Origin of the sequence: Pontibacter sp. HSC-36F09 (assembly GCF_024171605.1) — a bacterium.
In the GTDB taxonomy this organism is placed as follows: Bacteria; Bacteroidota; Bacteroidia; order Cytophagales; family Hymenobacteraceae; genus Pontibacter.
Map to the genome: position 1 here is coordinate 1 of NZ_JALKAA010000008.1, position 24,839 is coordinate 24,839.

The following is a 24,839-nucleotide window of genomic DNA, read 5'->3' on the forward strand; positions in this document are numbered from 1 at the left end:
TCCGTTTTACTTCCGTTTCCCCGCCCCGTTTGACCGGGTTGGGAGTGCAAAGGTCCACAAAATTTCCGAATCCGCAAGCACCCGGTGTTAAATTCAGCTGGCGTCCCGGGGCAGTTCCCCCTAACTCACTGAAAAGCACCGGGAATCATTTTGAAAAAACTTTCGGGTTTTGTCGCTTCTTAGCAATACAGGCTATTTAAACCTCCATTGCTAAGAGCTTGTTTGCTTTCAGAGCTTTTAATTGCTCCAAAGTATAGGTTGTTTGGTCAGTTTCAGCATAAGGAGATTGCTTTTACAATCTGTGGGATTCCCCTATGCTGTGCACCTCAGTTTCCCGTGCGCTAGATAGTAACAGCGTTTCCCCCTCTAATAGTTTCCTCATTAATTATTTTTTTCATTTTTTATTTTTCTTCCTTATACCAGGTATAGCCTCACTCTTATGTCTGCCTCTCTTCTACAAAAGAAAAAGCCCTCTCTTTTAGAAAGGGCTTATGTTCTAAATACTTCTGTTTCGCGTTTATGCTGATTTTGGCCTTTTATATAAAGGCACTGTGCTGCATGGCTCGCCGTACATCAGGCTACTCACTACTGGTGATAGTTTTCGCATGATCTCTACATAAGCATAAGTAGGAACAGGTATACTGCCGCATCCTTTGATCACAACTTTACCATCCCGATATTCTTCCGGATCTATTTTGGCAATCGCTTCCTGCATCAGCGCTTGTTCCAATGCTTCCAGATCGCCGAACACATAATAGTTAGCGTGCGCCTGCAGCTTTGTAGCCAGTAGCATATAAGCCCAGGTCGGCACGATGGCATCAACAGAACAAATGATGGCGACATTTTTCCCGGCATAAGCCGACCAGTCGTGTTCTTTCACAAAAGCCCGGAAATCCTTCTCGCGCAGAATCAGGCCCTGGAACAGATTGTCTTTTATATCATATACTACGCGCTCTCCCGGATGAAGCAACTCTTCCAGGTTTAGCGTCACGAGTGCGCTTTGCGCTACTTTGTTTATTATATCTGACATTGTTATAGCTTATTTAATCGTGTTCTTACTCGGACTTGTTATATAAACATCCTTCAGGTAGAAGGGTTCATAATAGGCCACATCTTCAAAAGCCTGCTGTTCGTACTTCACCAGCGCCAACTGCCCGATCGGTTTTGCGGATGGTTGTATACTATCTATAAACAACGCATTCACACTTCCTTCCTGTAACTTTTTGAACTTAAAGGCACCATTGCCGAAGAAAATGATCGGTTGTTGGGCTAATTGTTCCTGAAAGCTTTGCTCATCTAACACTATTGGCGTGACAGGCATTTGCTCTTCCAACCTGGAATTGAGCAGACAGGTATAGACTTCCATACGGCGGGCATCCATCATGGGGCAGAACAGGTAGTCCTGCGCATTGGGCACACCATCTATTGCTTGCTTCGCCAATCCATATAAAGTAGACACTTCCAGCAACGGAATATCGAGCGAATAACAAAGGCCTTTGGCGGTAGAGCTCCCGATCCGCAAACCCGTATAGGAACCGGGCCCTCCCGAAACAGCCACAGCACTCAGGTCATGCAAGTTATAGCCACAGTTCTCGACCAATTGTGAGATCATGACTGTGATGTGGGATGAATGAGACTTTTCGATCTGCAGCTCGGATGCGCCCAATAAGTCCGCTCCTTTATATAAGGCAACAGAGCATACGTTAGACGAGGTTTCGAGCGCTAGCAGTAGTGGCATACTTTATACTTATAATAAATGATATGACAAAAGTACGGCCGAAAGACCAAGAAACAAAAAAGGGTGACACCGGACCGGCACCACCCTTTTGCTTATACCTTGTTTGCTTACTTCACTTTCAGGTATGATGCATATTCCTGTTGATTGCTGAGCACTCGCTTGGCCATCAGAATATCCGGATCGTCATCGAAAGAAGACTCGATGTAGCCTTTCTGCAAATAGTAGCGAGAAGCAATTTCCGCCTCGAGCATTTCCTGAATCTCGGCACGGAAGCGCGTCAGGTCATTCGACTTGTTATGCGATACCTTTTTCTTAATAGCATCCAGCTCCAGTTTAATGTCATCCAAGTGCTTTCCATCCTTTGCCTGCTCAGTCAGTTGTTCCAGTTCGCGCTCTACTTTAGTGGTGTAGTTCACATCTTTGTTATCCAGGAACGTGATGAACTTCTGGTAGTCGGCATCGGTCAGCTTAAACTGCTTGGCTGAAGGTATAGTCGGGTTCTCTGCTCTGTACTTATTGGCGTACTCAAAGAAGTATCCTTTAACTGCGATTGTCCTGGCAATTTCAGAATAATCCTTTCGGGTAACTTCCACATCCGGGCTAACGCCACCGCCGTCATACACGATGCGGCCTCCGGCAGTTTTGTGGGCCACCTTTAACGAATCCGGAATTTTGCCGGCGCTGCCGTCCTCGTTGCGATGCTGGTAATCAATGGCCTGTATGCTACGGCCGCTCGGGATATAATATTTAGCAGTTGTTACTTTCAATTGTGAGTTATAGGAAAGCGGACGTGTTGCCTGTACCAGGCCTTTGCCGAAAGTACGTTCCCCTACTAGTACCGCTCTGTCATAGTCCTGCATCACACCGGCCACAATTTCAGAGGCCGAGGCACTGCGCGAACTGGTCAAGATCACCATCGGAACCTCCTTGTCCAGTGGTTCATCCAGCGCTTTGTAGGTTTTGTTCCACTCCTTTACTTTGCCCTTGGTACTTACAATGTCACTGCCCTTGTCAACAAACAGGTTGGAGATGTTCACAGCTTCGTGCAGCAAACCACCCGGATTGTCGCGCAAATCGAAAATAATCTTCTTAGCCCCCTGCTCTTTCAACTTCTGAACAGCAGTTCTCACTTCTTTAGAAGCATCCACTGTAAAGCCTGACAGTTGGAAGTAACCGATTTCGTTATCGATCATGCCATAGTAAGGCACGTTGTCGACCATAATATTAGCGCGGGTGAGTTCTACTGTTCGTGATTTGTTTTGTCCGTAGCTGCGCACTTCAAGTTTTACGATAGAGTTAGCCTGCCCTTTCAGCAACTTGCTCACCTCGGAAGTAGTCTTACTGGAAACATTTACGCCATCTATTTTCACGATCTCATCGCCTATTACCAAACCCGCCTTATGGGCCGGGGAGTTTTCATAGGGCATTTGTACCACAATCTTATTATCGCGGCTGCCAATGAGTGCGCCTATACCGCCATACTGACCGGTGGTCATGGTGCGGAAATCTTCAATATCGTCTTCGGGAATGTAGTTGGTATACGGGTCGAGCGACTTGAGCATCGCGTCTATACCTGTGCGCACTAGTTTGGAGGGCGGCACTTCGTCTACATAATAGGTGTTTACTTCTTTGAAAAGCGTGGCAAAAACATCGAGGTTTTTAGCTATTTCGAAATAGCGCTCCGACTCTGACTTAAAAGAGAAGAGGGTCAGCGCTAAGCTGCCGGCGAGGATGCCAGCTAGTAACTTCTTGTACATAGAATTTCAGGTTTAGGGGCGGGGTAAGACTATCTAGTCAAACAACGTTCCAAACCGGAAATTAGTTTTTTTTGGATTGTATCAAAGGATTTTTTTTCCTTGCCGATGTAAATAATGGCAAGGAGGCTGGGTGCCTGCCCCTGATGTTGGGTAAGAAAGTGCTTGTTAAGGCGGTAAGCCTCACGTATCTGGCGCTTCAGGCGGTTCCGGTCGACGGCACGCTTAAAGTTGCGCTTCGAAACGGAAATAACCAACTGCGTTCCTTCGGAAAGAGGAGCTTCAGGTGTGTGGTATACAAACCTGAGCGGATACAAATTAAAAGAAGAACCCTTGCTAAACAGCAGCGAGATGAGTCGCTTACTGCACAAGCGTTCTTCTTTCGAATATGTATAAGAAATCGGTTGCTCTGCTGGCTTGTTGTTAGCTGGATCCATACGCGTGACGGCTCCGGGCTGAGCAAAGCACAACCAGATTACTAAGCTTTGTGTCTTCTTTCGTCAGAAACAGAAAGTCTCTTTCTGCCTTTAGCTCTTCTGCTAGCTAATACTCTTCTTCCGTTAGCGGTTTCCATTCTTGATCTGAAACCGTGCTTATTTCTTCTTTTTCTCTGCGAAGGCTGGAATGTTCTTTTCATCGGATGCCAATGGTTTTATTATGGCCTGCAAAATTAGGGAAGCTTTTCTAAAATAGCAATCCTACTTCTCATATTATTTCAAAAAATACAGAAAAAATCGGCTGCACACCCCTTTATACTACTTCTAACGCGTAGCTATACCTTGAGTTGGGCCTTATCTGAGGGCTCTATACCTGGGTTAAACGCAGATTATCTTAATTTTACACCAAACGCTATACCTTCCCGCAACTATGATCCGACACCACCTCTCCTACGCCAATCCGCTGACGCACTTCCTGGATATCACCATCACTATACCTGACAACAGACAACAGGAGCTATACCTGCAACTGCCTGCCTGGCGACCGGGCCGCTACGAATTGCAGCATTTTGCCCAGAAGCTACGCGGTGTTACGGCTAGCGCCAACGGGGCGGCTATACCTGTTCGCAAGGTAACCAAAGACCGTTGGATCGTAGAGACTGGTGACGCGGAAAATATCGAGGTTCGCTACAGCTTTTATGCCCGGCAGATGGATGGCGGCGGCTCCTGGCTGGATGAAGAACATCTATACCTGAACGGCATCAACTGCCTGATGGCGGTGGAGGACCGCACGCACGAACCGCAGCAACTGCAGCTCGCTATACCTGACAACTGGCAGATCGCCTGCGGACTGCCTGAAATTGAACACCATACCTTGCTGGCTGATAACTATGATCTGTTGGTAGACTCCCCTTTGATTGCCAGCGCCTCACTCAAAAAAGAGACTTATACCGTAGCTGGTATACCTTTCCACATATGGCTGCAGGGCGATTGCCGGCCGGATTGGGAGCGGATCAAAAAAGACTTTGAAGCTTTCACAAAGGAGCAGCTGGAGGTGTTTGGCGACTTTCCGGTGCAGGACTACCATTACCTGAACGAGATTCTCCCCTATCGCTTTTATCATGGGGTAGAGCACGTCAACTCCACTGTCATCACACTTGGTCCGGGCGAATTGCTGATGACACCCGCTCTGTATAAGGAGTTTCTGGGTGTGAGCTCGCATGAGCTTTTCCACACGTGGAACGTCAAGCAGATACGCCCAAAGGAAATTTTGCCCTACGATTTTACTGGTGAGAATTATTTCCGGACAGGCTATGTGGCGGAAGGTATAACGACTTACTACGGCGACTACATGCTGGCCCGCTCGGGTGTGTTCACGGCGTCGCAGTATTTTGACGAGCTCAACACAACGTTGCAACGCTACTTTGCAGACCACAGCCGCTACCACATGTCTGTCGCCGACTCGTCGTTCGACCTCTGGCTCGATGGCTACAAAACCGGTATACCTGATCGCAAAGTGTCTATTTACATTAAAGGAGCCCTGACTGCCCTACTACTCGACCTGCAACTGCGCCGTGTTACCAGCAATCAGGAAAGCCTGGATACGGTGATGCGACACCTTTGGGAAGATTTTGGGAAGCGCGGCATTGGGTATACCGAAGATGATTACAAGCAATTGGTGCTCCGTGTCGGCGGCGTTGAGTTTGAGGGTTATTTTGACAGGTATATCAACGGTACTGCTCCGATCGAAAATGCTTTGGATGAGGCGCTTGCTTATGTGGGTTGTACCCTGCAAGCAGATGAAAATGCTCTGCTTTATGAGAGGCTCTTCGGATTTAAGGTAGTCGCTGATGCGCAAGCGACTAAAGTAACCGCTATCGCTCCTGACTCGCCTGCCAGTGCTGTATTAAGTATAGACGACGAGTTGATGGCAGTGAATGGGCGAAAGATTGAACAGAACCTGCAAGCTTTATTAGCGGACACAGATCTCACACAAGGTATAGCACTGGCGCTATTCAGAAACAAGCAACTGCGTCAGGTCAGGCTGGAGCCAAGCCAGCATACCTACTACACCAGGTATAGCATTACCAAAAGAAAGGAAGCGACGGATACCGAGAAGCAAAACTTCAGGCTGTGGCTGAAGCAGGAGTTTTAGTTGAATAGCAGTTTGAGATAGAATGACGGCTGCTTGAGTCGCTCGCGCAGATCGAGGTCGGTGAACATACAGGAGATCGTTTCGGCGAGGGCTTGATTTTTTGATGCTTTGCTCGCTACTTGGTTAAATAGCCATGGGTAGTCCAGCAACTGCTGCATTCGGCGGCTAAGCTTGAGTTCTTTCCAGAGTCGGTTGTACACAGCTTTGTCGTAGCCTTGCATGAAGCCGGCGGAGAAGTTCTGCTGTTGCAGGCACAGCTCGGCCTGCGTAGCGGCCCAGCGACCGCTGATCATGGCATTGCTGATTCCTTCTCCTGTAAAAGGGTCGATCAAGGAGGCGGCGTCACCCACCAGCATGTAGTTGTCGCCGGAGATCACGCGTTTTTTGGAGCCCAGCGGCAGGCCATACCCTTTGATGTCACTCATCAGTTCTGCTGCTGCAAAGCGCTGTTTGAATTCTGGGTGCGTCTCGATGATGCGGAGCATTTCCTTCTTCAGGTTGATCTTTTTTTGGCTCACCGTCTCGCTCAGCATCCCTACACCCACGTTGGCATAACCGCCCGGTAGTGGAAAGATCCAGAAATAACCCGGCAGAAAATCTTTGAGAAAGTGCAGTTCAATAAAATTATCTTTATCAAGGCCCGCCACATTTTTGTAGTACGCCCTGAGGCCGGCGCAGTAGTGCTCAGGTTCCTGCTTTATACCTGCCTCGTGCCGTGCAAAGGCAGAATGTGCCCCATTGGCCGCAATCAGAAGGCAGGTGCTAAACTGGTGTTCGCCGCTTTTGTCGGTCAGTGAGAACCCCTGCTCGTTCCTCTCCACTTTCGAAATGTCTATACCTTCCAGTAAAGTGATCTCGGGCCGCTTCTTCACCTGCTCGATCAGGAAGTTGTCGAAGTCAATCCGTTTGGAGATGTAGCCGGAAGGAACGTCTTCTGCAGCTTTGTAATCAGGCTTGAAAGGGACGCTGAGTTTGTGACCGGCCGGCGAGATGAAATGAATTCCCCAAGATGGCAACTGCTCTTCCTGCTGACTTAACAAGGCGGGCAAATCCGGAGAAATGCGTTTCAGTTCGTTGACTACTTTGCCGCTCAGGGCATCGCCGCATACCTTGTCTCTGGGAAAAACGGCCTTATCAAGCAGCACACAAGAGATGCCCTTGTTGGCCAGGTGCAAAGCTGCCGAGGCACCGCCCGGCCCGGCGCCGAGTATACAAATGTCGTGTTGCTGCATAAAAACCTTCTGCTGAAAGAAGCTAAAAATAAACAGCAAAAACGAGTCTGTTGCTATACCTGCCGCAAAAGGACATAAAAAAAGGAAAGCCCTTGGGCCTTCCTCTCATTATTTCATAGTCTTATTTTGCATTCCTGACGCACTCACTAATAGTAAGGGGTGCTTTCGCTACCTTTCGCCAGGTTAGATTGAATTACCGTATGGCTATTTCTTGTCGTAAGGCGTGTTGTTACCGCCTTTTGCCAGGTTTCGGTTTGAGTTTTGCACTTTGGTATCGTCTGCGTTCAACGCATTCTGGTTCGGCTGAGAATCAATATTACCCATTGGCTTGTTCGGATCTTTACCTTCAGGGTTATTCTTCTTCAGCTCGTCCAGTGTTTTTTTATTTTCGTTTTTCAAGCTCATTTTCGTCAGTTTTAAGGTAATCTATACTTAAGTCTTACCTGTTATACCTGTACTTTGTTACAATTTAGTGCAAATCAGGTCACTGGTTATACCTTCCATAAAACAAAAAAGGGAAGCTTTCGCCTCCCTTTTTTGGAATATATAAAACCCTTATACTTAAGACAATACTGTGTCAAAAGCCACCAGGTTCACAAACTGCTGCACGCGGCTGTCGATTTCCTGCTGATCTAATTTCTTCAGTCTTTCAGTGCCAAATTTTTCTACGCAGAACGATGCCATGGCTGAACCGTGGATGATCGCACGCTTCATATTCTCGAAACTGATGTCGCCTGTGGCGGCAATGTAGCCGATGAAACCACCTGCAAACGTGTCGCCGGCGCCGGTTGGGTCGAACACTTCCTCGAGCGGCAGGGCTGGCGCAAAGAATACTTTTTCTTCGTGGAACAACAGGGCGCCGTGTTCTCCTTTTTTGATGATCAGGAATTTCGGTCCCATCGCCATGATTTTGCGGGCAGCTTTTACCAAAGAATACTCGCCGCTCAGCTGGCGCGCTTCTTCGTCGTTGATCGACAGCACGTCTACCATACCGATAGTTTTCTGAAGCTCTTCCATGGCATTGTCCATCCAGAAGTTCATGGTGTCCATCACGATCAGCTTCGGACGGTTGGTGAGGCGCTCCAGTACCGTGCGCTGTACCTGTGGCGCCAGGTTGCCCAGCATTAGGTACTCGCAGTTCTGGTAGCTCTCAGGTATAATCGGATCGAAATCACCCAGCACGTTTAGTTCAGTTACGAGCGTTTCGCGGCTGTTCATGTCGTTGAAGTAGCGGCCAGACCAGAAGAAAGACCTCTCGTTCTCCTTTACCTGCACGCCTTCGGTGCTGATGTTGCGCTGGTGCATCAGGCTGATGTGGTCCTGATCAAAATCTCCACCTACTACCGATACCACATTCACGGGCTTCACAAAATAAGAAGCCGACAGTGAAATATAAGTGGCAGCACCGCCCACGATCTTGTCTGTTTTTCCGAAAGGAGTTTCCAGCGCGTCAAACGCCATCGAACCTACTACTACTAAGCTCATATTGCTGATTTTTGAATGAGTGATTTTTGAATGAGTGAATGGTTTCAGTTGATAATTGACACCATCAAGCTAACCATACAGCAATTTAATCATTAAAATAAATAAAAAAAGCCCCTGAAGGTTTGCTTCAAGGGCTTGGGGTGGAAGATGGGTCTCGAACCCACGACCCCCAGAATCACAATCTGGTGCTCTAACCAACTGAGCTACAACCACCGTGTCTCGTTTGAGAATGCAAATATACGTCTCGTTTTCTTATTTACAATACGCAGAAGGCATTTTTTCTAAAAACTTTGTAATCCTTCATAACCCTAAAAGGTAATCAACTCGCTATAAAGGCATTAATCAGCAACAGTAACAATTCCTGTCATTTCGACCCCCAGGGAGAAATCTGATAACTTAACAGGTATAGATTCAGATCTCTCCCATCGTCGGGATGACAGTTTAAAGTTTCAGGTCCTTATTTACTCAATTTCGTACCGCACCAGGGGCAGTAATTGATCACTACCATGGTGGCGCTTCCATTGTGAACAGGTATACCATAAAAACCTTCATCCCATTTGTTGATGATTACCTCCGGATCATCATACTTGATATCCCCTTCCGAATCCAGGCTTTCGTATACCTTGTCGGCCATCATCAGGCAGCAGTAGTTCTGGGAGTCGAAGCCTTTACTTCTCAGCTTTTCGACAATCGCCCAGTTGTAGCACGCTTCATTTTCGTGAATGGCCGCTTCGTAAGCCTCATACTCCTCCGATTGCAACACTTCCTCAGGCAGTTCTTTTCCGAAAAAGCGGGTATGCAGTTCTTTGAATCGCTCTAATTCCATGGCTATACCTTAGCGGTCAAACAACAGTCGCTCGCCTTTTTTGCTTTCGTCAAAGGCGCCATTGGCAAAAGCGAGGTGGCCGGAAACGAAGGTATGGGTAATCGTGCTGTTGAAGGTATGGCCCTCGAAAGGCGACCAGTTGCACTTGTAGTAAGTGTTCTCTTTGGTAACGGTATAAGGCTTATTCAGATCCACCAGCACGAGGTCAGCCCAGTAGCCTTCGCGTATGTAGCCGCGCTCGCGCACGTTGAAAAGGATGGCCGGCGCATGTGCCATTTTCTCCACCACTTTCTCTATCGTCAGTTTGCCCTGCTTCACGAACTCGAGCATCATCTGCACCGAGTGCTGCACCAGCGGCACACCGCTTGGCGCCTGCTTGTACTTGCCCTGCTTCTCTTCCCAGGTATGCGGGGCGTGGTCGGTGGCAATTACGTCGAGTTTATCTTCAAGTAAACCTTGCAGCAGGCCTTTTTTGTGCCGATGCTCCTTTACAGCCGGGTTACATTTGATCAGGGTGCCGTATGTATCGTAGTCTTCTTTGTCGAACCAGAGGTGGTGCACGCATACCTCGGCGGTGATACGCTTCTGCTCGAGCGGAATATCATTGCGGAAAAGCTTCAGTTCTTCTTCCGTGGAAATGTGCAGAATGTGCAGGCGGGTGTTGTGCTTCTCGGCCAGCTTCACCGCCAGAAAGGAAGACTTGAAACAGGCCGTCTCGTTGCGGATCTCCGGGTGGCACTTGATAGGTATATCTTCTCCGTACTTCTCTTCATAGATTGCCATGTTGTCGCGGATGGTTTGCTCATCCTCGCAGTGCACGGCAATCGGCAGCCTGGCCTTAGCAAAAATCTGCTCCAGCGTTTCTTCGTTATCCACGAGCATGTTCCCCGTGGAAGAACCCATGAAGATCTTGATGCCGCAAACGGTGTTAGGGTTGGTGAGCAGCACCTCGGCGAGGTTGTCGTTGGTGGCGCCCATGTAGAAGGAGTAGTTCGCCAGCGAGGTTTCGGCCGCGATCTTATACTTATCCTCCAGCAGCTCCTGCGTTACGGTATTGGGGACCGTGTTGGGCATCTCCATAAACGAAGTCGTGCCGCCTGCCACAGCCGCTCTTGCTTCAGTCTCGATGCTGGCTTTGCGCGTAAGTCCCGGCTCGCGGAAGTGTACCTGGTCGTCGATAGCACCGGGCAACAGGTATAGGTCGGTAGCGTCGATGGTCTGGTCAGCTTCGGTGGCTATACCTTGCCCGATTTGGGCGATACGTCCTTCTTTCACCAGCACATCGGCGGTGGTAGTGCTTCCTTCGTTTACAAGCTGTGCGTTCTTTATCAGGATAGATTTCATGCTGCTAAGGTATGTGCTCAACAAAGTTAACACACATTAGCGTAGATTCCTGCACAAAAAGGCCTTGATTGCTATACCTTAAATGAAAAGCTATAACTGCCGCTATTCGGGCTGCATCAGTTTGCCGATGAAGAGAATGGCACCCGAGGATTTTTCCCGGATCATGAAAACGAAAGGCCGGTCGATGCGCACAGAGGGCGGCAATGAGGTGAGCATTATACCGGTGGAGGTGGCCGCTGCTGCTTCCGTACCTTCTTCGTTCACTTCTACAAAAGTCTTGTGCTTTACTTCGGAGATCGCCAGGTTAGCACCGCCTTCTACCATCCGGCTAAAGTTGGCTCCACCATTAAAAGCAACGCCCATACCTAGCTGGCTCAGCATGTCTTTCAACTCTTTGCTGTACTCTAGTTTGAACTTGGGCATGTAGAGCTCGTAAGTCGTTTCTTTCGCATCTGCCAATAAAGTTGCCAGTCGGGCCGCATCGAGTTCCTGCACCACATCCTGCACCGTGCGGTCACGGCCGGGCACCAGAATCGTCATACTGTATTGCCGGTTGCCGTAGGGCAGGTCGATCAGTTGCAGGCGGTCATCCTGGTAGTGCAGGTACTTGCCGTCTTTCATCGCCATAAAGTCATGCGTAATAGTACTGCCGTTCTCCAGTTGGAAAGGGCCCGGTTGGGTCAGCTTTTTATCGAAAGGAAAGGTCCAGGTGCCTTTAAAGTAAATGGCGTTAATCAGGAACAGGATATGCTCGCGCCGCACATCGTCCACGATCGTTTCAATTTTGCCGTTGGTTTTGCTCTTCACCCAGTTGTTCATCTGGTCTTTGGCGGCCGGAGAGGAAAAATCGAGCCCTTGTACCGTCGCGTCGTAGTAGGTTTGATTTGTTTTGATGAAAGGTGCCTGCAATTTATACTCGTTGCTGTGCCACATGGAGTTGGCAGAAGTGAATACCACCTGCTTGTCTATACCTTTCAGCAAGGCGTCGAGGTCCCTGAAAGATTTGTTGATCTCTTCGTCGGTTGGCAGTGTAAAGCCCAGTGCTTTGCGCATGGCTTCTTTGGTTTCGCCATCAGCCCCGTTGTAGGCCATTCCCAGCGACATGCTGATGCTCAATGGAGAGATGAAAACGTTCTCCGGCCCTTCTGCCTCACTCAATTGCGCAAAAGCCCGGAAAGCAAAATCGTTGGAGCTCGCCACTGTCTTTTCTTCCTGTGCCGTTAGCGGACGGGTGTTAGGCGAGTTATCTGCCAGCTCTTTTTTACAACCTGAAAACAAACTCACCGCCACAAGGGCTATACCTGAGAGAAACACACTTTTGCTCATGAGAAACATTGGGGTAAAATAAAGTTCTATACCTGAAAGACCCGGATTGTACCGGGATGGTTGCAAACCGAGGTTAGCAATAAGCTATATAAGTTCTGCTTAGCTACAGGTATAGGTATGGTCTGAAGAACTTTTAAACATATAGATGCTTGGCACACGCCACACAAATACTAAGTTCATTTATTTCTAAAGGTTGATATAGTTCCCGAATATTCTCTGCCAGGAACCCAGGTTGAATTTTAGCTGGAAGATTTGGCTTGTACCCTATTGTTTGGCATATTATACACTGATTGAGCCATTTTTTAACTTCGGGATACTGCTTTGAATAAAGTTCTTTCTCTCGACCTTTCATTAATTCATAACCTAATAATGTATTTCATGCTTGTTTAACAACTCTACAAACTCTCTGAAGTCTTGGCTCAGCATCTTTTATAGTAAAACGTATATATTGATTACGTAGGATTTCAATTGCCGCTAATCTCTCTTCCGGCGTTTTAGTCAGCCAATAAGCGTAATCTGACTGCTGCTCCTTTAATCCTACTTTCCTAACGACCTTTTCCATCATCAAAGCATATTTTAATACAATATACGTATAATCGCCCGCTTGTCAGCATACCTTTATCCCGCTCCCGCAAATTTCCCGTACCTTTGCATATTAACACCAAACACAAGTACCACAAACATGGCTGAAGAAGCGGAGAAAGAAATAAGCACGTTCGAGGATTTTAAGCTGAACCGACAGCTGCTCAACGCCATTGAGGAGGCCGGTTACGAGAAGCCGACACCTATCCAGCTCAAAGCTATACCTGTGATCATGGGCGGGCACGATGTGATGGGCATCGCCCAGACTGGCACGGGTAAAACAGCGGCCTTTCTGCTGCCAATCCTCATGAAAGTGAAGTATGCCCAGGGCACCAACCCGCGCGCCATCATCCTGGCTCCCACCCGCGAACTGGCCATGCAGATCGAGGAGCACATTACCTTGCTGGCGAAGTATACCGACCTGCGTCATACTGTTATCTACGGCGGACTAGGACCCAAAACACAGATCGAGATCCTCAGCAAAGGCATCGATATACTGGTAGCCACACCCAAACGCCTGATGGAGCTATACCTGAAAGGCGACCTTATATTAAAAGAAGTGAAGACGCTGGTGCTGGATGAGGCCGACAAGATGATGGACATGGGTTTTATGCCGCAGATCCGTCAGCTGCTGGAAGTGTTGCCACGCAAGCGCCAGAACCTGCTCTTCTCGGCCACCATGCACCCCAAGGTGGTAGAATTATCGGAGGAGTTTCTGGAGTTCCCCACCCGCATTGAGGTCACGCCGCAGGCTACGCCGGTAGAGACGGTGAGTCAGGTGCTGTACCAGGTGCCGAACCTGCGCACCAAGATCGCGATGCTCGAGCATATTATTCGCGACAAGGAAACATTCAACCGCGTGATCATCTTTACCCGAAGCAAGAAAAACGCTGAGAACGTGGCCAAATTTCTGGAGCGTCGCGAGTACGGCGAAGTACGTGCCATTCACGGTAACAAAGGACAGAATACCCGCATCAACTCCATGGAAGCTTTTAAAGGCGGTGAAGTTCGCTTTCTGGTTGCCACGGACGTCGCCTCCAGAGGTATAGATGTGACCATGGTGAGTCATGTGATCAATTTCGATGTGCCGTTTGTGTACGAGGATTATGTGCACCGTATTGGTCGTACGGGTCGTGCCGAGAATGTGGGAGCAGCCATTACTTTTGCGAACCCAGCCGAGATGTACCACATCCGTAAGATTGAGAAGCTGATCAGGATGCAGATACCGGAGGAGCCGATGCCAGCGGAAGTAAAAATTCACGACATCACTTTCGAGGAGCAGCAGGCCATTGCCCGCGACATCGACCACCAGAAGCGCAGCGAGAACCCGGACTTCAAAGGTGCCTTCCACGAAAAGAAAGCTATACCTAAGAAGCGACCAGAGAGCAAACGCGACCCGAGAGCCTCATTCTGGCAAAAGACAAAAAAGAAGAAAAAATAAGTGAGAGCACCCTGTCCGATATGGCGGGGTGTTTTTGTTTACAGGTATAGCAGCGCTACTTCCCGGAAGCGGTAAACGAGGAAGGTCAGGATGAAACCCCACACGATACCACTGCAGAGCATGTATATCAGGATTTGACGGCGGGGCACGCCAAACACAGCGGCTATCATGGTACCAGCTATCGGTGTCAGAAAAAGCGGTGTGAAGAAGGCAACGCCCAGTATCCCGAAATTATGCCAAATTCGGATAATGAAGCGCGTCTTGGTACCAAATACGGGCTTTTTGGCCTTACGCCGGTATGCTGAGTACCACCGGGAGGCAGCGCGCCCTATAACGGAAAACACAAATACGCTCGTCATCATGCCGGCGATCGTCAGAGACACCGTTTCTAAATAGGATAGCCCCAGCGACATACCCGTTAGGGGCCCGCCTATGAATTTCACCATGCTGACCAGGTATACTGACGCGTATTTGAGAAGTTCCGCTACCACTCTACTGCTTTAAAAGGGATGTGCTCTGGTTGTTTTTACCTGACTGATGCGTATCCAGCATGTTATGAACGATGGTTCTAAGCGTTTAATTTCATCTTCATCTGATACAGGTCGATGCCTTGCGCCCAGAAATCCTTTTCTATTTTCTCCAGCTCAAAGCTCAGCTTTTGGTAGAACGGATATACAAACTGACTCGTCCGTACCTGCAGCCATTGCATACCGGGCTTTTCCTTCAGCTTAGAAATACGAAACAAGGCCAACTCCCGGCCTATACCTTTGCCCTGAAACGCAGGATGAACCAGATCCCAGGACAGCCTGGCCCAGGTATAGCCATCGAAATAATTAATACCGCCCGCACCGACTACCTGCCCCTCCCGCTCTACCACAAAGTAATCTTCGCGGCGCTCCTGCAGGTATAGTATAAAGTCGGCTTCTTCGTCGGGTGCAAAGTAGGTTGGCGTGTTGAGCCGCAGAATCTGTAGCAGCGCCTCCTGGTCAGCTGGGGTATAAAGCCTGATCATAATTGGCAGGTATGGCTATACCTTCGGACCGAAAGCCAGGTCGCCGGCATCGCCGAGACCGGGCACGATGTAGAAATTCTCATTCAGGCTTTCGTCCATAGCCCCAAGCCAGATGTGTGCTTCCGGCACTTCCTGCTGCACATACGCTATACCTTCCGGCGAGGCAATGGCAGCGGCAAAATGAACCTGCACCGGTTTGCCGTGGCGCAGCATCCCTTTGTAAGACTTGACAAGCGAGCGACCAGTAGCCAGCATCGGGTCCGCCAGGATCAGAATTTTGTCGTGCAGGTCGGTCGAGGCCAGATATTCCATGTTGATCTGCAGTTCCGTGTTCTGCTCCTCCACCCGGTAGGCTCCCACAAACGTACTGTAGGCTTTATCAAAATAGTTGAGCATACCGTTGTAGAGCGGCAATCCGGCCCTTAAGATAGTAGCCAGCACTGGTTGTGCCGTCAGCAATTGTGTCTGGGTAGTCGACAGTGGTGTCACGATGTTGCGGGTTTCGTAAGGCAGCGTTTTGGAAATTTCGTAGGCCAGCAGCTCGCCCAGTCGCTCCAGGTTGCGGCGGAAACGCAGGCTGTCATGCTGCACCGACACGTCGCGCAGTTCGGCTACAAAATGGTTGGCAAGCGATGGGGTTGCGGTGAGGATATGCAGGTTATCGTTTTGCATGGCTATGGCTGATTTGATAGGCTAAAGATACAGTCTTTCGGTCGTGTGGCAATCTCTGAGGATCAAAAACGTTAAACCGGTCAAGTGCTATACCTGTATAAGGCTGAGCTATACCTGCTTTCGTCGGTCGGCATCATGCAATTTCATGTGTTTTTGTTAATATTGTAACTTCTAAATAAGTACCTTACAAATCGCTTTCCCCTGATTAGAACTTTCTTCCTATGAGAAATATACTTGCCGCTATGGCATTTGGTCTGCTGGCTATACCTGCCGTGCAGGCGCAGGACGTGTACGTGCCTTACGACCGCGACACCTACCACCTGATAGACCGCTACCAGATTAAACTGGGAACAAAAGTGCCGGAGATGCATACTAATGTGCGCCCGATCGGTCGCCGCGACGTAGCTGCTTTGGCCGAAGCTGCCACAGGCGAGCCACGCTCCAACGCCGACATGTTCAACATCCAGTACCTGCTCAACGATAACTGGAACTACACTACGCAGGCCAACGACAATAGCAGCGAGCGCCCGATCTTCAACACCTTTTACCGCAACAAGACCGACTTGTATCATTATGAGTCCGAAGATTTTACTCTGCGTGTGAACCCGGTGCTGCACCTGGAGCTAGGCCACGATGACCAAAGCGACGGCATGCGCTACGTCAATACACGAGGTATACAGCTAGAAGGCAGCATCGACGATCGATTCGGCTTCTATACCTTCATCGGGGAGAACCAGGCGAAGTTTGCCGATTATGTGGTGGACCGCATCGAGCGCGATGGCGTGGTGCCGCACGAAGGGCTTTGGAAAGATTTTAAAGGCGATGGCTATGATTTTCTGACGGCACGCGGCTACATGAACTACTCGCTCTCGAAGCACGTGGAGATACAGCTGGGCCACGACCGCCACTTTATCGGCGACGGCTACCGCTCACTCGTTTACTCCGACTACGCCCCGCCGGCTTTCTTCCTCAAGCTGAACACCCGCGTCTGGAAACTGCACTATATGAACCTGTTTCAGGAGCTGACGGCTGACTACCGCCGGCGTAGCGGCGGCGACAGAATTCTGCCTAAAAAGTACATGGCCCTGCACCGCCTGGGTGTAAACATCACTGACAACCTGAATGTGGGTTTGTTTGAGCAGGTGATTTTCGGGCGCGAGAAAGGAAAGTTCGAGTTGCAGTACCTCAACCCGATCATTTTTTACCGCAGCGTGGAGCACAATCTGGGCAGTGAAGACAACGCCATGCTAGGATTAGACTTCCGCTGGAACCTCTTCAACACAGCGCAGCTTTACGGTCAGCTGGTGCTCGACGAGTTTGTGCTGAACGAGGTAAAATCGGGCGAAGGCTGGTGGGCTAACAAGCAGGCCGGTCAAATTGGTGCCAAGTATATCGATGCCTTTGGTCTTTCTAACTTAGACCTGCAGGGCGAGGTAAACATCATCCGTCCCTATACCTACCAGCACCGTGACGGCAGCTCCAACTACCAACACAACCGCCAGCCACTGGCCCACCCGATGGGTGCCAACCTGTACGAGTTTGTAGGTATAGCACGCTACCAGCCGCTACCACGCCTGCACCTGGTGGGCAAAGCCATTGCCACCCGTTTCGGTCAGGATGAAATTTCAGCAGAAGGCGACACCATTAACTGGGGCAACAACGTGAACCTGGATTATAACTTAAGACCATTCAACTATGGTCACGAAATCGCACAAGGTATACGCACCAACCAACTGCATCTCGACCTGACGGCCACCTACCAGTTCAAGCACAACCTGTTCGTGGACCTAAAAGGGATCATCCGCCGCACCGAAGCTGAGGCGAGCACACTGAGCAAAAATACTGTGTTTACTTCCGTGGCACTGCGCTGGAACATCGCCCAGCGACTGCATGAGTTTTAAAAGATCATCTATATGAAACGGACCGCGCTTGTCCACCTAGGTATTAGTATGCTCTATTTCTGGGTTATTATCCTAATGTCCTGGAATGTGTCGGGCGGAGATATTCTGGCGATATTTTTCGTTTCTGTTTGCGTCCTGATACATTTGTTTGTGGTACTCCTGAGGATGATTCTGTATAAGCATAAGCGAAGCTTTTTACCATTGTTGGGAGTGTTATGTGGCCTGGCACTTCACGTACTTTCTTTTTATCTGATCTCGGAGTACAGGCAGTACAGGCATGAAGTAGCCGGCGGCAATCGAGTTATACCCATGGAAGTAGAATAGTTAGTCTGTCACTGAAAAAAGCGGGAAGCCTTTCATAACAAGGCTTCCCGCTTTCGTTTTAAAGCCTGCTATACATACCTGTTCCATTTTAGTTATCTTTGCAGCGGCTGCGTGTACGGCAGGTATGGCGTGGTCAGAAATATTGTAATTCACTAATACTTAAAAACTTCCGCCAAGCTATCCCTGCATTATGGGAAGCAAACGGAACCGCCGCCTATACCTACAAGAGGTAAGGACGGCCTACACAACATGAAGACTTATCTCCGGATACTGCAGTTTGCAAAGCCCTATAGCCGCTTTGTACCGCTTTATACTATTTATACCGTGCTGGGCATTATTTTCGGCCTGCTCAACTTTACGCTCCTCATTCCGCTGCTCAGCGTGCTTTTCGGAACAGTAGGCGCAGACGATGCCGCCGCTATGGTGACCACCAAGCCCGAATTCAGCCTCTCGCTTGAGTATTTCAAGGATTTCTTCAACTACCATTTCGGGCAGGTGATACTGGAAAAAGGCAGGCAGGGCGCTTTGCTGTTCGTGTGTATCATCATTGTGTGCTCCGTTTTCCTTTCGAACCTCTTCAAATATCTGGCATTGAGAGTAGTAGGAGCGCTACGGGCACATGTCGTTAAAAAAATCCGCCATGCTACCTACGAGCGTGTGACGCAGCTGCACCTGGGTTATTTCAGCAACGAACGCAAAGGTGACCTGATGACCCGCATGACGGTAGATATTCAGGAAGTGGAAAACTCTGTGGTCAACACGATGACCGTCGTTATCCGTGAGCCTATCTCCATCATCGCCTTCTTTGTAGTGCTGTTTACCATGTCGGTTAAGCTCACGCTTTTCACCCTGATTCTGCTTCCGCTCTCAGGCATCCTCATTGCAGGTATAGCCAAGCGCCTGAAGCGGGCCGCGCAGCAAGGCCAGGAGTCATTGAGCTTTATCCTGACGATCATCGACGAGACGCTGAGCGGCATCCGGGTGATCAAGGCCTTTAATGCGGAGCCCTACATCCTGGACAAGTTCAACCAACAGAATGACCGCTACGCCCACCTACAGCGCTCCATTGCCAACAAGCGCGATCTGGCCTCTCCTTTCTCGGAATTTATGGGAGTAACAGTGGTGGCTGGCCTGCTTTGGTTTGGCGGTAATTTAGTGCTTACCCAACAGTCCGAACTGAAAGCCGAGGAATTTATCACTTACATTGTGCTCTTCTCGCAGGTGCTCGTGCCAGCCAAGGCTATGTCGGCGGCTTTCAGCAACATACAGCGCGGACTGGTGTCCGGCGACCGTATTCTGAAAGTGATCGACACCAAGCCGCAGGTAATTGACAAACCGAATGCGAAAGTATTGCCGGAGTTCCGCCACGAAATTGAGTTCCGGGATGTGCGCTTTGGCTACGGCGACCACACGGTGCTGCAGGACATCAACCTCCGCATCCAGAAAGGGAAAACGGTGGCTCTGGTAGGACCATCGGGCGGTGGCAAGTCCACGCTGGCCGACCTGATCCCGCGCTTCTACGACCCAACGGCAGGTAGCATCCTGATCGATGGGCACGACATACGGGACTATACCACGGAGTCGGTGCGCGATAAAATAGGCGTCGTAACACAGGAGTCGATCCTTTTCAACGACACGATCTTCAACAACATCGCTTTCAACAAAACCGACGCGACCGAGGAAGAAGTGATCGCAGCAGCCAAAATTGCCAACGCGCACGAGTTTATCGTGAAGGCGCCGGAAGGCTACCAGACCCTGATCGGTGACCGGGGCAGTCGCTTGTCGGGTGGACAGCGCCAGCGCCTGAGCATTGCCAGAGCCATTCTGCAAAACCCGCCCATCCTGATTCTGGACGAAGCGACCTCAGCTCTGGATACCGAATCGGAGAAACTGGTGCAGGAAGCGTTGACCAATTTGATGAAGAACAGAACGTCTGTTGTGATTGCGCACAGGCTGAGCACCATACAGTATGCCGACGAGATTGTAGTATTACAACAGGGCAGCATCGTGGAGCGCGGCACGCACGAAGAACTGCTTCAGCACGGTGGATTGTACGCGAAACTTACACAAATGCAACTGGTGTCATAATAGCATTTGGCGCTTAAGTGTTACTTACTCTTGCTTTAAATTAAATTTTGGACTCAACATTTCGGTATATTCACATTTTTTTATATTTTAGCCCGATACATTTTTGCACCAAAATCCAACCTGAAAGCATGAAAGAACTTAAGACTCTCTCGGATGTTGTCGTTTTTTGCTACGCCCTGTTTATAGCACTTTTGCTAACAAACCTGCTGGACTATAAAACCATCTTCGAGATCGCGACTGAAGAGCAGGCGCTCACCCTCTACAAAACGCTCGGGGCAGTAGGCGCCGGGCTGATGCTGATCAAACTACTGATCGGAAAACTTTACATTACGTCGCTCAAATACGACAGGCACATGGCTCAGGTAAAAATTAACGAGCTGAAGGCCGATCTGTATGAGCGCAAACAGGAATACAGAAGCAACAGCTACAAAGAATCTCTTCGTATGGAGATGGCTGTGGCGAGCAACTAATATTATACATGACCCAAACCGTAATCAAGGAGCTGCAGGAAGCGCAACAGACGCTCAACAATTTTATAGCTGACCCTAACAATATTGCTTCCATCGAAAAGGCAGCGAATGCCATGGCAGATGCCATAGCAGCTGGTGGCAAAATATTGTCGTGCGGCAACGGTGGCTCCATGTGCGATGCCATGCACTTTGCCGAGGAACTGACAGGTCGTTACCGCGAAAACCGCCAGGCTATACCTGCCATCTCTATCTCTGACGTGAGCCACATGAGCTGCGTGGGCAACGACTACGGCTACGATCATGTATTTTCCCGCTACATCGAAGCACTGGGTAATAAAGGCGACGTGTTGTTGGCGATCAGCACCAGCGGTAACTCCGCTAACGTGCTCAAAGCAGCCGCAGCCGCCAAAGCCAAAGGCATGACCGTAGTAGGCCTCACCGGCAAAGACGGCGGCAAACTGGCTGCCTTCTGCGACGTGGAAGTGCGCGTTCCACACCACGGCTACGCTGACCGCGTTCAGGAAATCCACATCAAAGTCATCCATATCCTGATTCTGCTGATCGAGAAGCGAATTTGTGGGTAAGGTATAAGGTATAGGTATAATTTGCTGGCGAGAAATGGCAGCCGCGGAGGGGCACCACAACCCGTAGCGCCATTCAGGCTGGTGAGCGTTTAGTGTTTGCTACGCAGGTATAGCTTTGTAGCCGGAACACTTAGATACTCCCACCCTTCTCGAGAGGGGAATAACCTCCCCTAGCCCCTCCTTTTGTAAAAGGCCTCTACCCCCAAAACAGGAAAGGAGTTTTGCTGTCGCTGCCAGTTCTAAGGTATAGGAATTGTAACTACGGCTTCGTGTGCACGATTAACATCCCCCTGCCCCCTTCGAAGGGGGAGTTTTCAGTTAAAGCCATCTCCTAGGTATAGCTTCATAGGGCCTTTCTTATATCAAGATAACTGATTGTATCCTCCCCTACCCCCTTTACCCCATCCCAACCTTCCCCTAAAAACAGGGGAAGGAGTCTACCACTACAGAATTCAAAGTTATAAGCACTGTAATTTAAATTCCTATCATGAGCCCCTGACAGGTATAGCAAGACTAACTTGCCCCAGAAGCGATGAAACAGAAAGCATTAGCCAAGTGCACTTTTTGGCGCTCCACTGTTTGAGCGGTCAGCGAGTTTGGAGCGTCTTGTTTTTTTTGCTTACTTTTTCATCAAGGAAAAAAGTGAGTGCCCGCCGCACAGGCAAAGCTATAGAACAAACAAGTTGCTATACCTGCAACAAGCCGCAGCTACACTAATTACAAACCGGTCATCATGCATTACCACTAGTTACGCTGACACTAAACTAGCGCTATACCCTATACCTATCGCACAGTCGCCGCTATACCAACAACTCTATAGCAATACTACCCCATACAATCTCAATAAATTTCTTTTCCCTACATTTACTACCACTCTCCGGAATCAATTACCGGCAAGCTATGTTGCGAATCTAACTTATCAAAAATTGCATTTATAGATCAACATCTAACCCCTATGCTTATCAAAACGTTTGGCAGCGCCGTGCAGGGCGTGAACGCCTATACCGTGACCGTGGAAGTGAGTGTGAGCGCCGGCGCGAAGTACTTTCTGGTGGGCTTGCCCGACAACGCCATTAAAGAAGGCGAGCAGCGTATAGAATCAGCACTGGCGCAGTATGGCTACAAGCTCAAGCGCCAGAAAACCATCATCAACATGGCCCCTGCCGACATCCGCAAAGAAGGCGCTGCTTACGACCTCACCATTGCGATGGGTATGCTGGCTGCCGGCGGACAAATGGCTGCTGATAAGCTTTCGCAATACATGATCATGGGGGAGCTTTCACTTGATGGCTCGCTTCGTCCGATTAAAGGGGTGCTTCCTATTGCCATTCAGGCCCGCAAGGAAGGATTCAGAGGTATCATACTGCCCGCCAGCAATGCCCGAGAAGCGGCTATCGTGAATAACCTGGACGTGATCGGGGTGGAGAATATCAAGGAAGCGATCGACTTCCTGAACGGTGAGCTTGACATTCAACCTGTAAAAATAGACACCCGTGATGTGTTTCAGAACACGGCCAACCAGTATGCTGCCGACTTCTCGGATGTGCAGGGGCAGGAGAATATCAAGCGGGCTTTGGAGATTGCTGCAGCCGGTGGCCATAATGTGATCATGATCGGACCTCCGGGCGCGGGTAAAACCATGCTGGCCAAACGACTGCCATCTATACTCCCTCCGCTTTCGATGCACGAAGCCCTGGAAACAACCAAAATACATTCGGTGGCTGGCAAACTGGGCGAGGTTTCGTCGCTGCTTGCTACGCGGCCATACAGGTCGCCGCACCATACCATCTCGGATGTGGCGCTGGTGGGCGGTGGCGGTATACCACAGCCCGGCGAAATATCGCTGGCCCACAATGGCGTGCTATTTTTGGACGAACTCCCGGAATTTAAGCGCACTGCACTGGAGGTAATGCGTCAGCCACTCGAAGAACGCCGCGTGACCATTTCGAGAGCAAAAACCACCCTGGATTTCCCGGCAAACTTTATGCTTATAGCGAGTATGAACCCGTGCCCCTGTGGATTTTATAACCACCCTGATAAAGAGTGTGTATGCGCACCCGGCCTGGTGCAGCGCTACCTCAACAAAGTAAGCGGCCCCCTCCTCGACCGCATCGACCTGCACGTAGAAGTAACACCTGTTACATTTGATGAAATGACAGCTACCCGTAAGTCAGAAGACAGTGAGACCATACGCGAACGTGTGGTGCGGGCGCGTGAGTTACAGCGGGAACGTTTCAACGAATTCGAGGACATCCACTCCAACGCCATGATGCCCTCGCAAATGGTGAAGGAACTCTGTCAGATCTCAGATGCCGGGCGCACTTTGCTGAAGACTGCCATGGAGCGTCTTGGACTCTCGGCCCGTGCCTACGATCGCATCCTGAAAGTAAGCCGCACCATTGCTGACCTAGCCGGTAGCGGCGAAATCAAAATTGAACATTTAGCAGAAGCTATTCAGTACCGCAGCCTGGATAGAGACGGCTGGGCAGGCTAAGCCACAAAAGATACAAAAACTTATATATTAAGTAATTATAAAGTTCAATACCATAAAATGGTGTTGAACTTTTCTTTTTAATACCGTTTTAATCTGCCCCTGTGATTGCACTACCTTTCAAGCGAAAGATTAATCTTTTTTAGACTTTTCTTGGGGGACTGCGTATTATGGGGCGTCAGGAGCCTGAAGTGAAGAAGACTTATCCTGACGGTTATACACTTAATCCAATTAACCATTTACTACTATGAAGAAGAGAATTTTAATGCTTGTATTAGCCATGACAACAGTGGTTGCCGCACACGCACAGGGACCACGATTGGGTATCAGGGCTGGTGTGAACTATGCTGGCTTTGGCGGCTCAGATGCCGACAATCTCGATCGTATCTGGGGCGGGCATGCTGGTCTGACGGCCAACTTCCCAATATCAACTGATAACTTTTTCTCTGTTCAACCCGAATTGCTTTACTCCATGAAGGGTGCCGAGACAAGTGCCGATGATGTGAAGTGGAAAATCAACTACCTGGATGTACCTGTATTGGGCCGCGTAAATGCGGGACCACTGTACTTTGAAGCAGGACCTCAGGTATCGTTTAGAATAGGCGGCGAAGTGGATGTGAATAATACAACCATCACCGATGATTTGGACGACTACAAGCGTACCAGCCTTGGATACGCAGCTGGTGTTGGCCTGCAGGCTACTCCGCTTGGGCTAAGCGTTGGTGTTCGTTATAACGGCGACATTTCTAAGCTTTATGACAACACAAACATAGGTAACTATCGTAATGACGTATTCATGCTGACGCTGGGCTATTTGTTCGGCAGCAGATAAGCGCCTCCATTAGTACAAAATAAAACTATGATACTGAAGCCCCGGTTTACGCCGGGGCTTTTTCTTGATCCCTCTGCTATACCTGTTGTGCCTTTTCCCAACTACCGCATCGGCACCGCTCACTAAGTATCCGCAACTAAGTTTT

Annotated in this window: 22 protein-coding genes and 1 tRNA gene; 8 read left to right on the forward strand and 15 right to left on the reverse strand. The window is 49.5% G+C overall.

The window, feature by feature from the left end; all coding sequences use genetic code 11:
• Nucleotides 1-517 precede the first annotated feature (517 nt).
• The 5 genes from L1278_RS17735 to rpmH form a co-directional block, all read right to left on the reverse strand.
• On the reverse strand, nucleotides 518-1,030 hold the full coding sequence (locus tag L1278_RS17735; protein WP_220627937.1) for a DUF2480 family protein: 513 nt from the start codon (nucleotides 1,028-1,030) through the stop codon (nucleotides 518-520).
• Nucleotides 1,031-1,039: 9 nt separating this feature from the next.
• The gene (gene tsaB / locus L1278_RS17740) at nucleotides 1,040-1,738 is read right to left on the reverse strand and encodes a tRNA (adenosine(37)-N6)-threonylcarbamoyltransferase complex dimerization subunit type 1 TsaB (protein ID WP_253406366.1); all 699 of its coding nucleotides are present in this window, start codon (nucleotides 1,736-1,738) and stop codon (nucleotides 1,040-1,042) included.
• Nucleotides 1,739-1,845: 107 nt separating this feature from the next.
• Complete coding sequence (locus L1278_RS17745; RefSeq protein ID WP_253406367.1) at nucleotides 1,846-3,495, reverse strand: S41 family peptidase; 1,650 nt, start codon at nucleotides 3,493-3,495, stop codon at nucleotides 1,846-1,848.
• Between the two features lie 29 nt (nucleotides 3,496-3,524).
• The gene (gene rnpA, locus L1278_RS17750) at nucleotides 3,525-3,929 is read right to left on the reverse strand and encodes a ribonuclease P protein component (RefSeq protein ID WP_253406368.1); all 405 of its coding nucleotides are present in this window, start codon (nucleotides 3,927-3,929) and stop codon (nucleotides 3,525-3,527) included.
• A gap of 41 nt (nucleotides 3,930-3,970) precedes the next feature.
• Nucleotides 3,971-4,129 (reverse strand): 50S ribosomal protein L34, encoded by a 159-nt coding sequence (gene rpmH, locus L1278_RS17755; protein WP_220627940.1) that lies wholly within the window; start codon nucleotides 4,127-4,129, stop codon nucleotides 3,971-3,973.
• Nucleotides 4,130-4,359: 230 nt separating this feature from the next.
• On the opposite strand from rpmH, the gene L1278_RS17760 reads away from it, so the two are divergent.
• Entirely contained in the window at nucleotides 4,360-6,084 is a 1,725-nt protein-coding gene (locus tag L1278_RS17760; RefSeq protein WP_253406369.1) for a M61 family metallopeptidase, read from the forward strand.
• On the opposite strand, the gene L1278_RS17765 is transcribed toward L1278_RS17760, so the two are convergent.
• From L1278_RS17765 to L1278_RS17795, 7 genes are all read right to left on the reverse strand, one after another.
• Nucleotides 6,081-7,316 carry an NAD(P)/FAD-dependent oxidoreductase gene (locus tag L1278_RS17765; protein ID WP_253406370.1) on the reverse strand — a complete coding sequence of 412 codons (1,236 nt, stop codon included), beginning with the start codon at nucleotides 7,314-7,316 and terminating at the stop codon, nucleotides 6,081-6,083. The two genes, L1278_RS17760 and L1278_RS17765, sit on opposite strands and share 4 nt — an antisense overlap.
• Before the next feature lie 204 nt (nucleotides 7,317-7,520).
• On the reverse strand, nucleotides 7,521-7,721 hold the full coding sequence (locus tag L1278_RS17770; protein WP_253406371.1) for a hypothetical protein: 201 nt from the start codon (nucleotides 7,719-7,721) through the stop codon (nucleotides 7,521-7,523).
• 156 nt (nucleotides 7,722-7,877) lie between these two features.
• Nucleotides 7,878-8,801 carry a PfkB family carbohydrate kinase gene (locus tag L1278_RS17775; RefSeq protein ID WP_253406372.1) on the reverse strand — a complete coding sequence of 308 codons (924 nt, stop codon included), beginning with the start codon at nucleotides 8,799-8,801 and terminating at the stop codon, nucleotides 7,878-7,880.
• Between the two features lie 136 nt (nucleotides 8,802-8,937).
• Nucleotides 8,938-9,014, reverse strand: a tRNA-His gene (locus L1278_RS17780).
• A gap of 244 nt (nucleotides 9,015-9,258) precedes the next feature.
• Nucleotides 9,259-9,627 (reverse strand): hypothetical protein, encoded by a 369-nt coding sequence (locus tag L1278_RS17785; protein ID WP_253406373.1) that lies wholly within the window; start codon nucleotides 9,625-9,627, stop codon nucleotides 9,259-9,261.
• A gap of 9 nt (nucleotides 9,628-9,636) precedes the next feature.
• Nucleotides 9,637-10,971: a dihydroorotase gene (locus L1278_RS17790; protein ID WP_253406374.1), complete on the reverse strand. Its 1,335-nt coding sequence runs from the start codon at nucleotides 10,969-10,971 to the stop codon at nucleotides 9,637-9,639.
• A gap of 102 nt (nucleotides 10,972-11,073) precedes the next feature.
• Complete coding sequence (locus L1278_RS17795; RefSeq protein ID WP_253406375.1) at nucleotides 11,074-12,306, reverse strand: serpin family protein; 1,233 nt, start codon at nucleotides 12,304-12,306, stop codon at nucleotides 11,074-11,076.
• A 673-nt stretch (nucleotides 12,307-12,979) separates the two neighbouring features.
• Between L1278_RS17795 and L1278_RS17800 the strand changes: the two genes are divergently transcribed.
• Nucleotides 12,980-14,320 (forward strand): DEAD/DEAH box helicase, encoded by a 1,341-nt coding sequence (locus L1278_RS17800; protein ID WP_253406376.1) that lies wholly within the window; start codon nucleotides 12,980-12,982, stop codon nucleotides 14,318-14,320.
• A 38-nt stretch (nucleotides 14,321-14,358) separates the two neighbouring features.
• Here the strand turns inward: L1278_RS17800 and L1278_RS17805 are convergent, their stop codons facing one another.
• From L1278_RS17805 to upp, 3 genes are all read right to left on the reverse strand, one after another.
• Nucleotides 14,359-14,766, reverse strand: a complete 408-nt coding sequence (locus L1278_RS17805) for a hypothetical protein (protein WP_253406377.1) — start codon at nucleotides 14,764-14,766, stop codon at nucleotides 14,359-14,361.
• Between the two features lie 122 nt (nucleotides 14,767-14,888).
• The gene (locus tag L1278_RS17810; protein WP_253406378.1) at nucleotides 14,889-15,332 is read right to left on the reverse strand and encodes a GNAT family N-acetyltransferase; all 444 of its coding nucleotides are present in this window, start codon (nucleotides 15,330-15,332) and stop codon (nucleotides 14,889-14,891) included.
• Between the two features lie 15 nt (nucleotides 15,333-15,347).
• Nucleotides 15,348-16,004, reverse strand: coding sequence for a uracil phosphoribosyltransferase (upp, locus tag L1278_RS17815; protein WP_253406379.1), 657 nt, complete (start codon nucleotides 16,002-16,004; stop codon nucleotides 15,348-15,350).
• Between the two features lie 221 nt (nucleotides 16,005-16,225).
• Between upp and L1278_RS17820 the strand changes: the two genes are divergently transcribed.
• From L1278_RS17820 to L1278_RS17845, 6 genes are all read left to right on the forward strand, one after another.
• Nucleotides 16,226-17,905, forward strand: a complete 1,680-nt coding sequence (locus tag L1278_RS17820; protein WP_253406380.1) for a hypothetical protein — start codon at nucleotides 16,226-16,228, stop codon at nucleotides 17,903-17,905.
• A 573-nt stretch (nucleotides 17,906-18,478) separates the two neighbouring features.
• The gene (locus tag L1278_RS17825; protein ID WP_253406381.1) at nucleotides 18,479-20,317 is read left to right on the forward strand and encodes an ABC transporter ATP-binding protein; all 1,839 of its coding nucleotides are present in this window, start codon (nucleotides 18,479-18,481) and stop codon (nucleotides 20,315-20,317) included.
• Nucleotides 20,318-20,445: 128 nt separating this feature from the next.
• On the forward strand, nucleotides 20,446-20,787 hold the full coding sequence (locus L1278_RS17830) for a hypothetical protein (protein ID WP_253406382.1): 342 nt from the start codon (nucleotides 20,446-20,448) through the stop codon (nucleotides 20,785-20,787).
• Nucleotides 20,788-20,795: 8 nt separating this feature from the next.
• The gene (gene lpcA, locus L1278_RS17835) at nucleotides 20,796-21,371 is read left to right on the forward strand and encodes a D-sedoheptulose 7-phosphate isomerase (RefSeq protein WP_253406383.1); all 576 of its coding nucleotides are present in this window, start codon (nucleotides 20,796-20,798) and stop codon (nucleotides 21,369-21,371) included.
• Nucleotides 21,372-22,326: 955 nt separating this feature from the next.
• Entirely contained in the window at nucleotides 22,327-23,865 is a 1,539-nt protein-coding gene (locus L1278_RS17840; protein WP_253406384.1) for a YifB family Mg chelatase-like AAA ATPase, read from the forward strand.
• Nucleotides 23,866-24,109: 244 nt separating this feature from the next.
• Entirely contained in the window at nucleotides 24,110-24,694 is a 585-nt protein-coding gene (locus L1278_RS17845; protein ID WP_253406385.1) for a porin family protein, read from the forward strand.
• Nucleotides 24,695-24,839 lie beyond the last annotated feature (145 nt).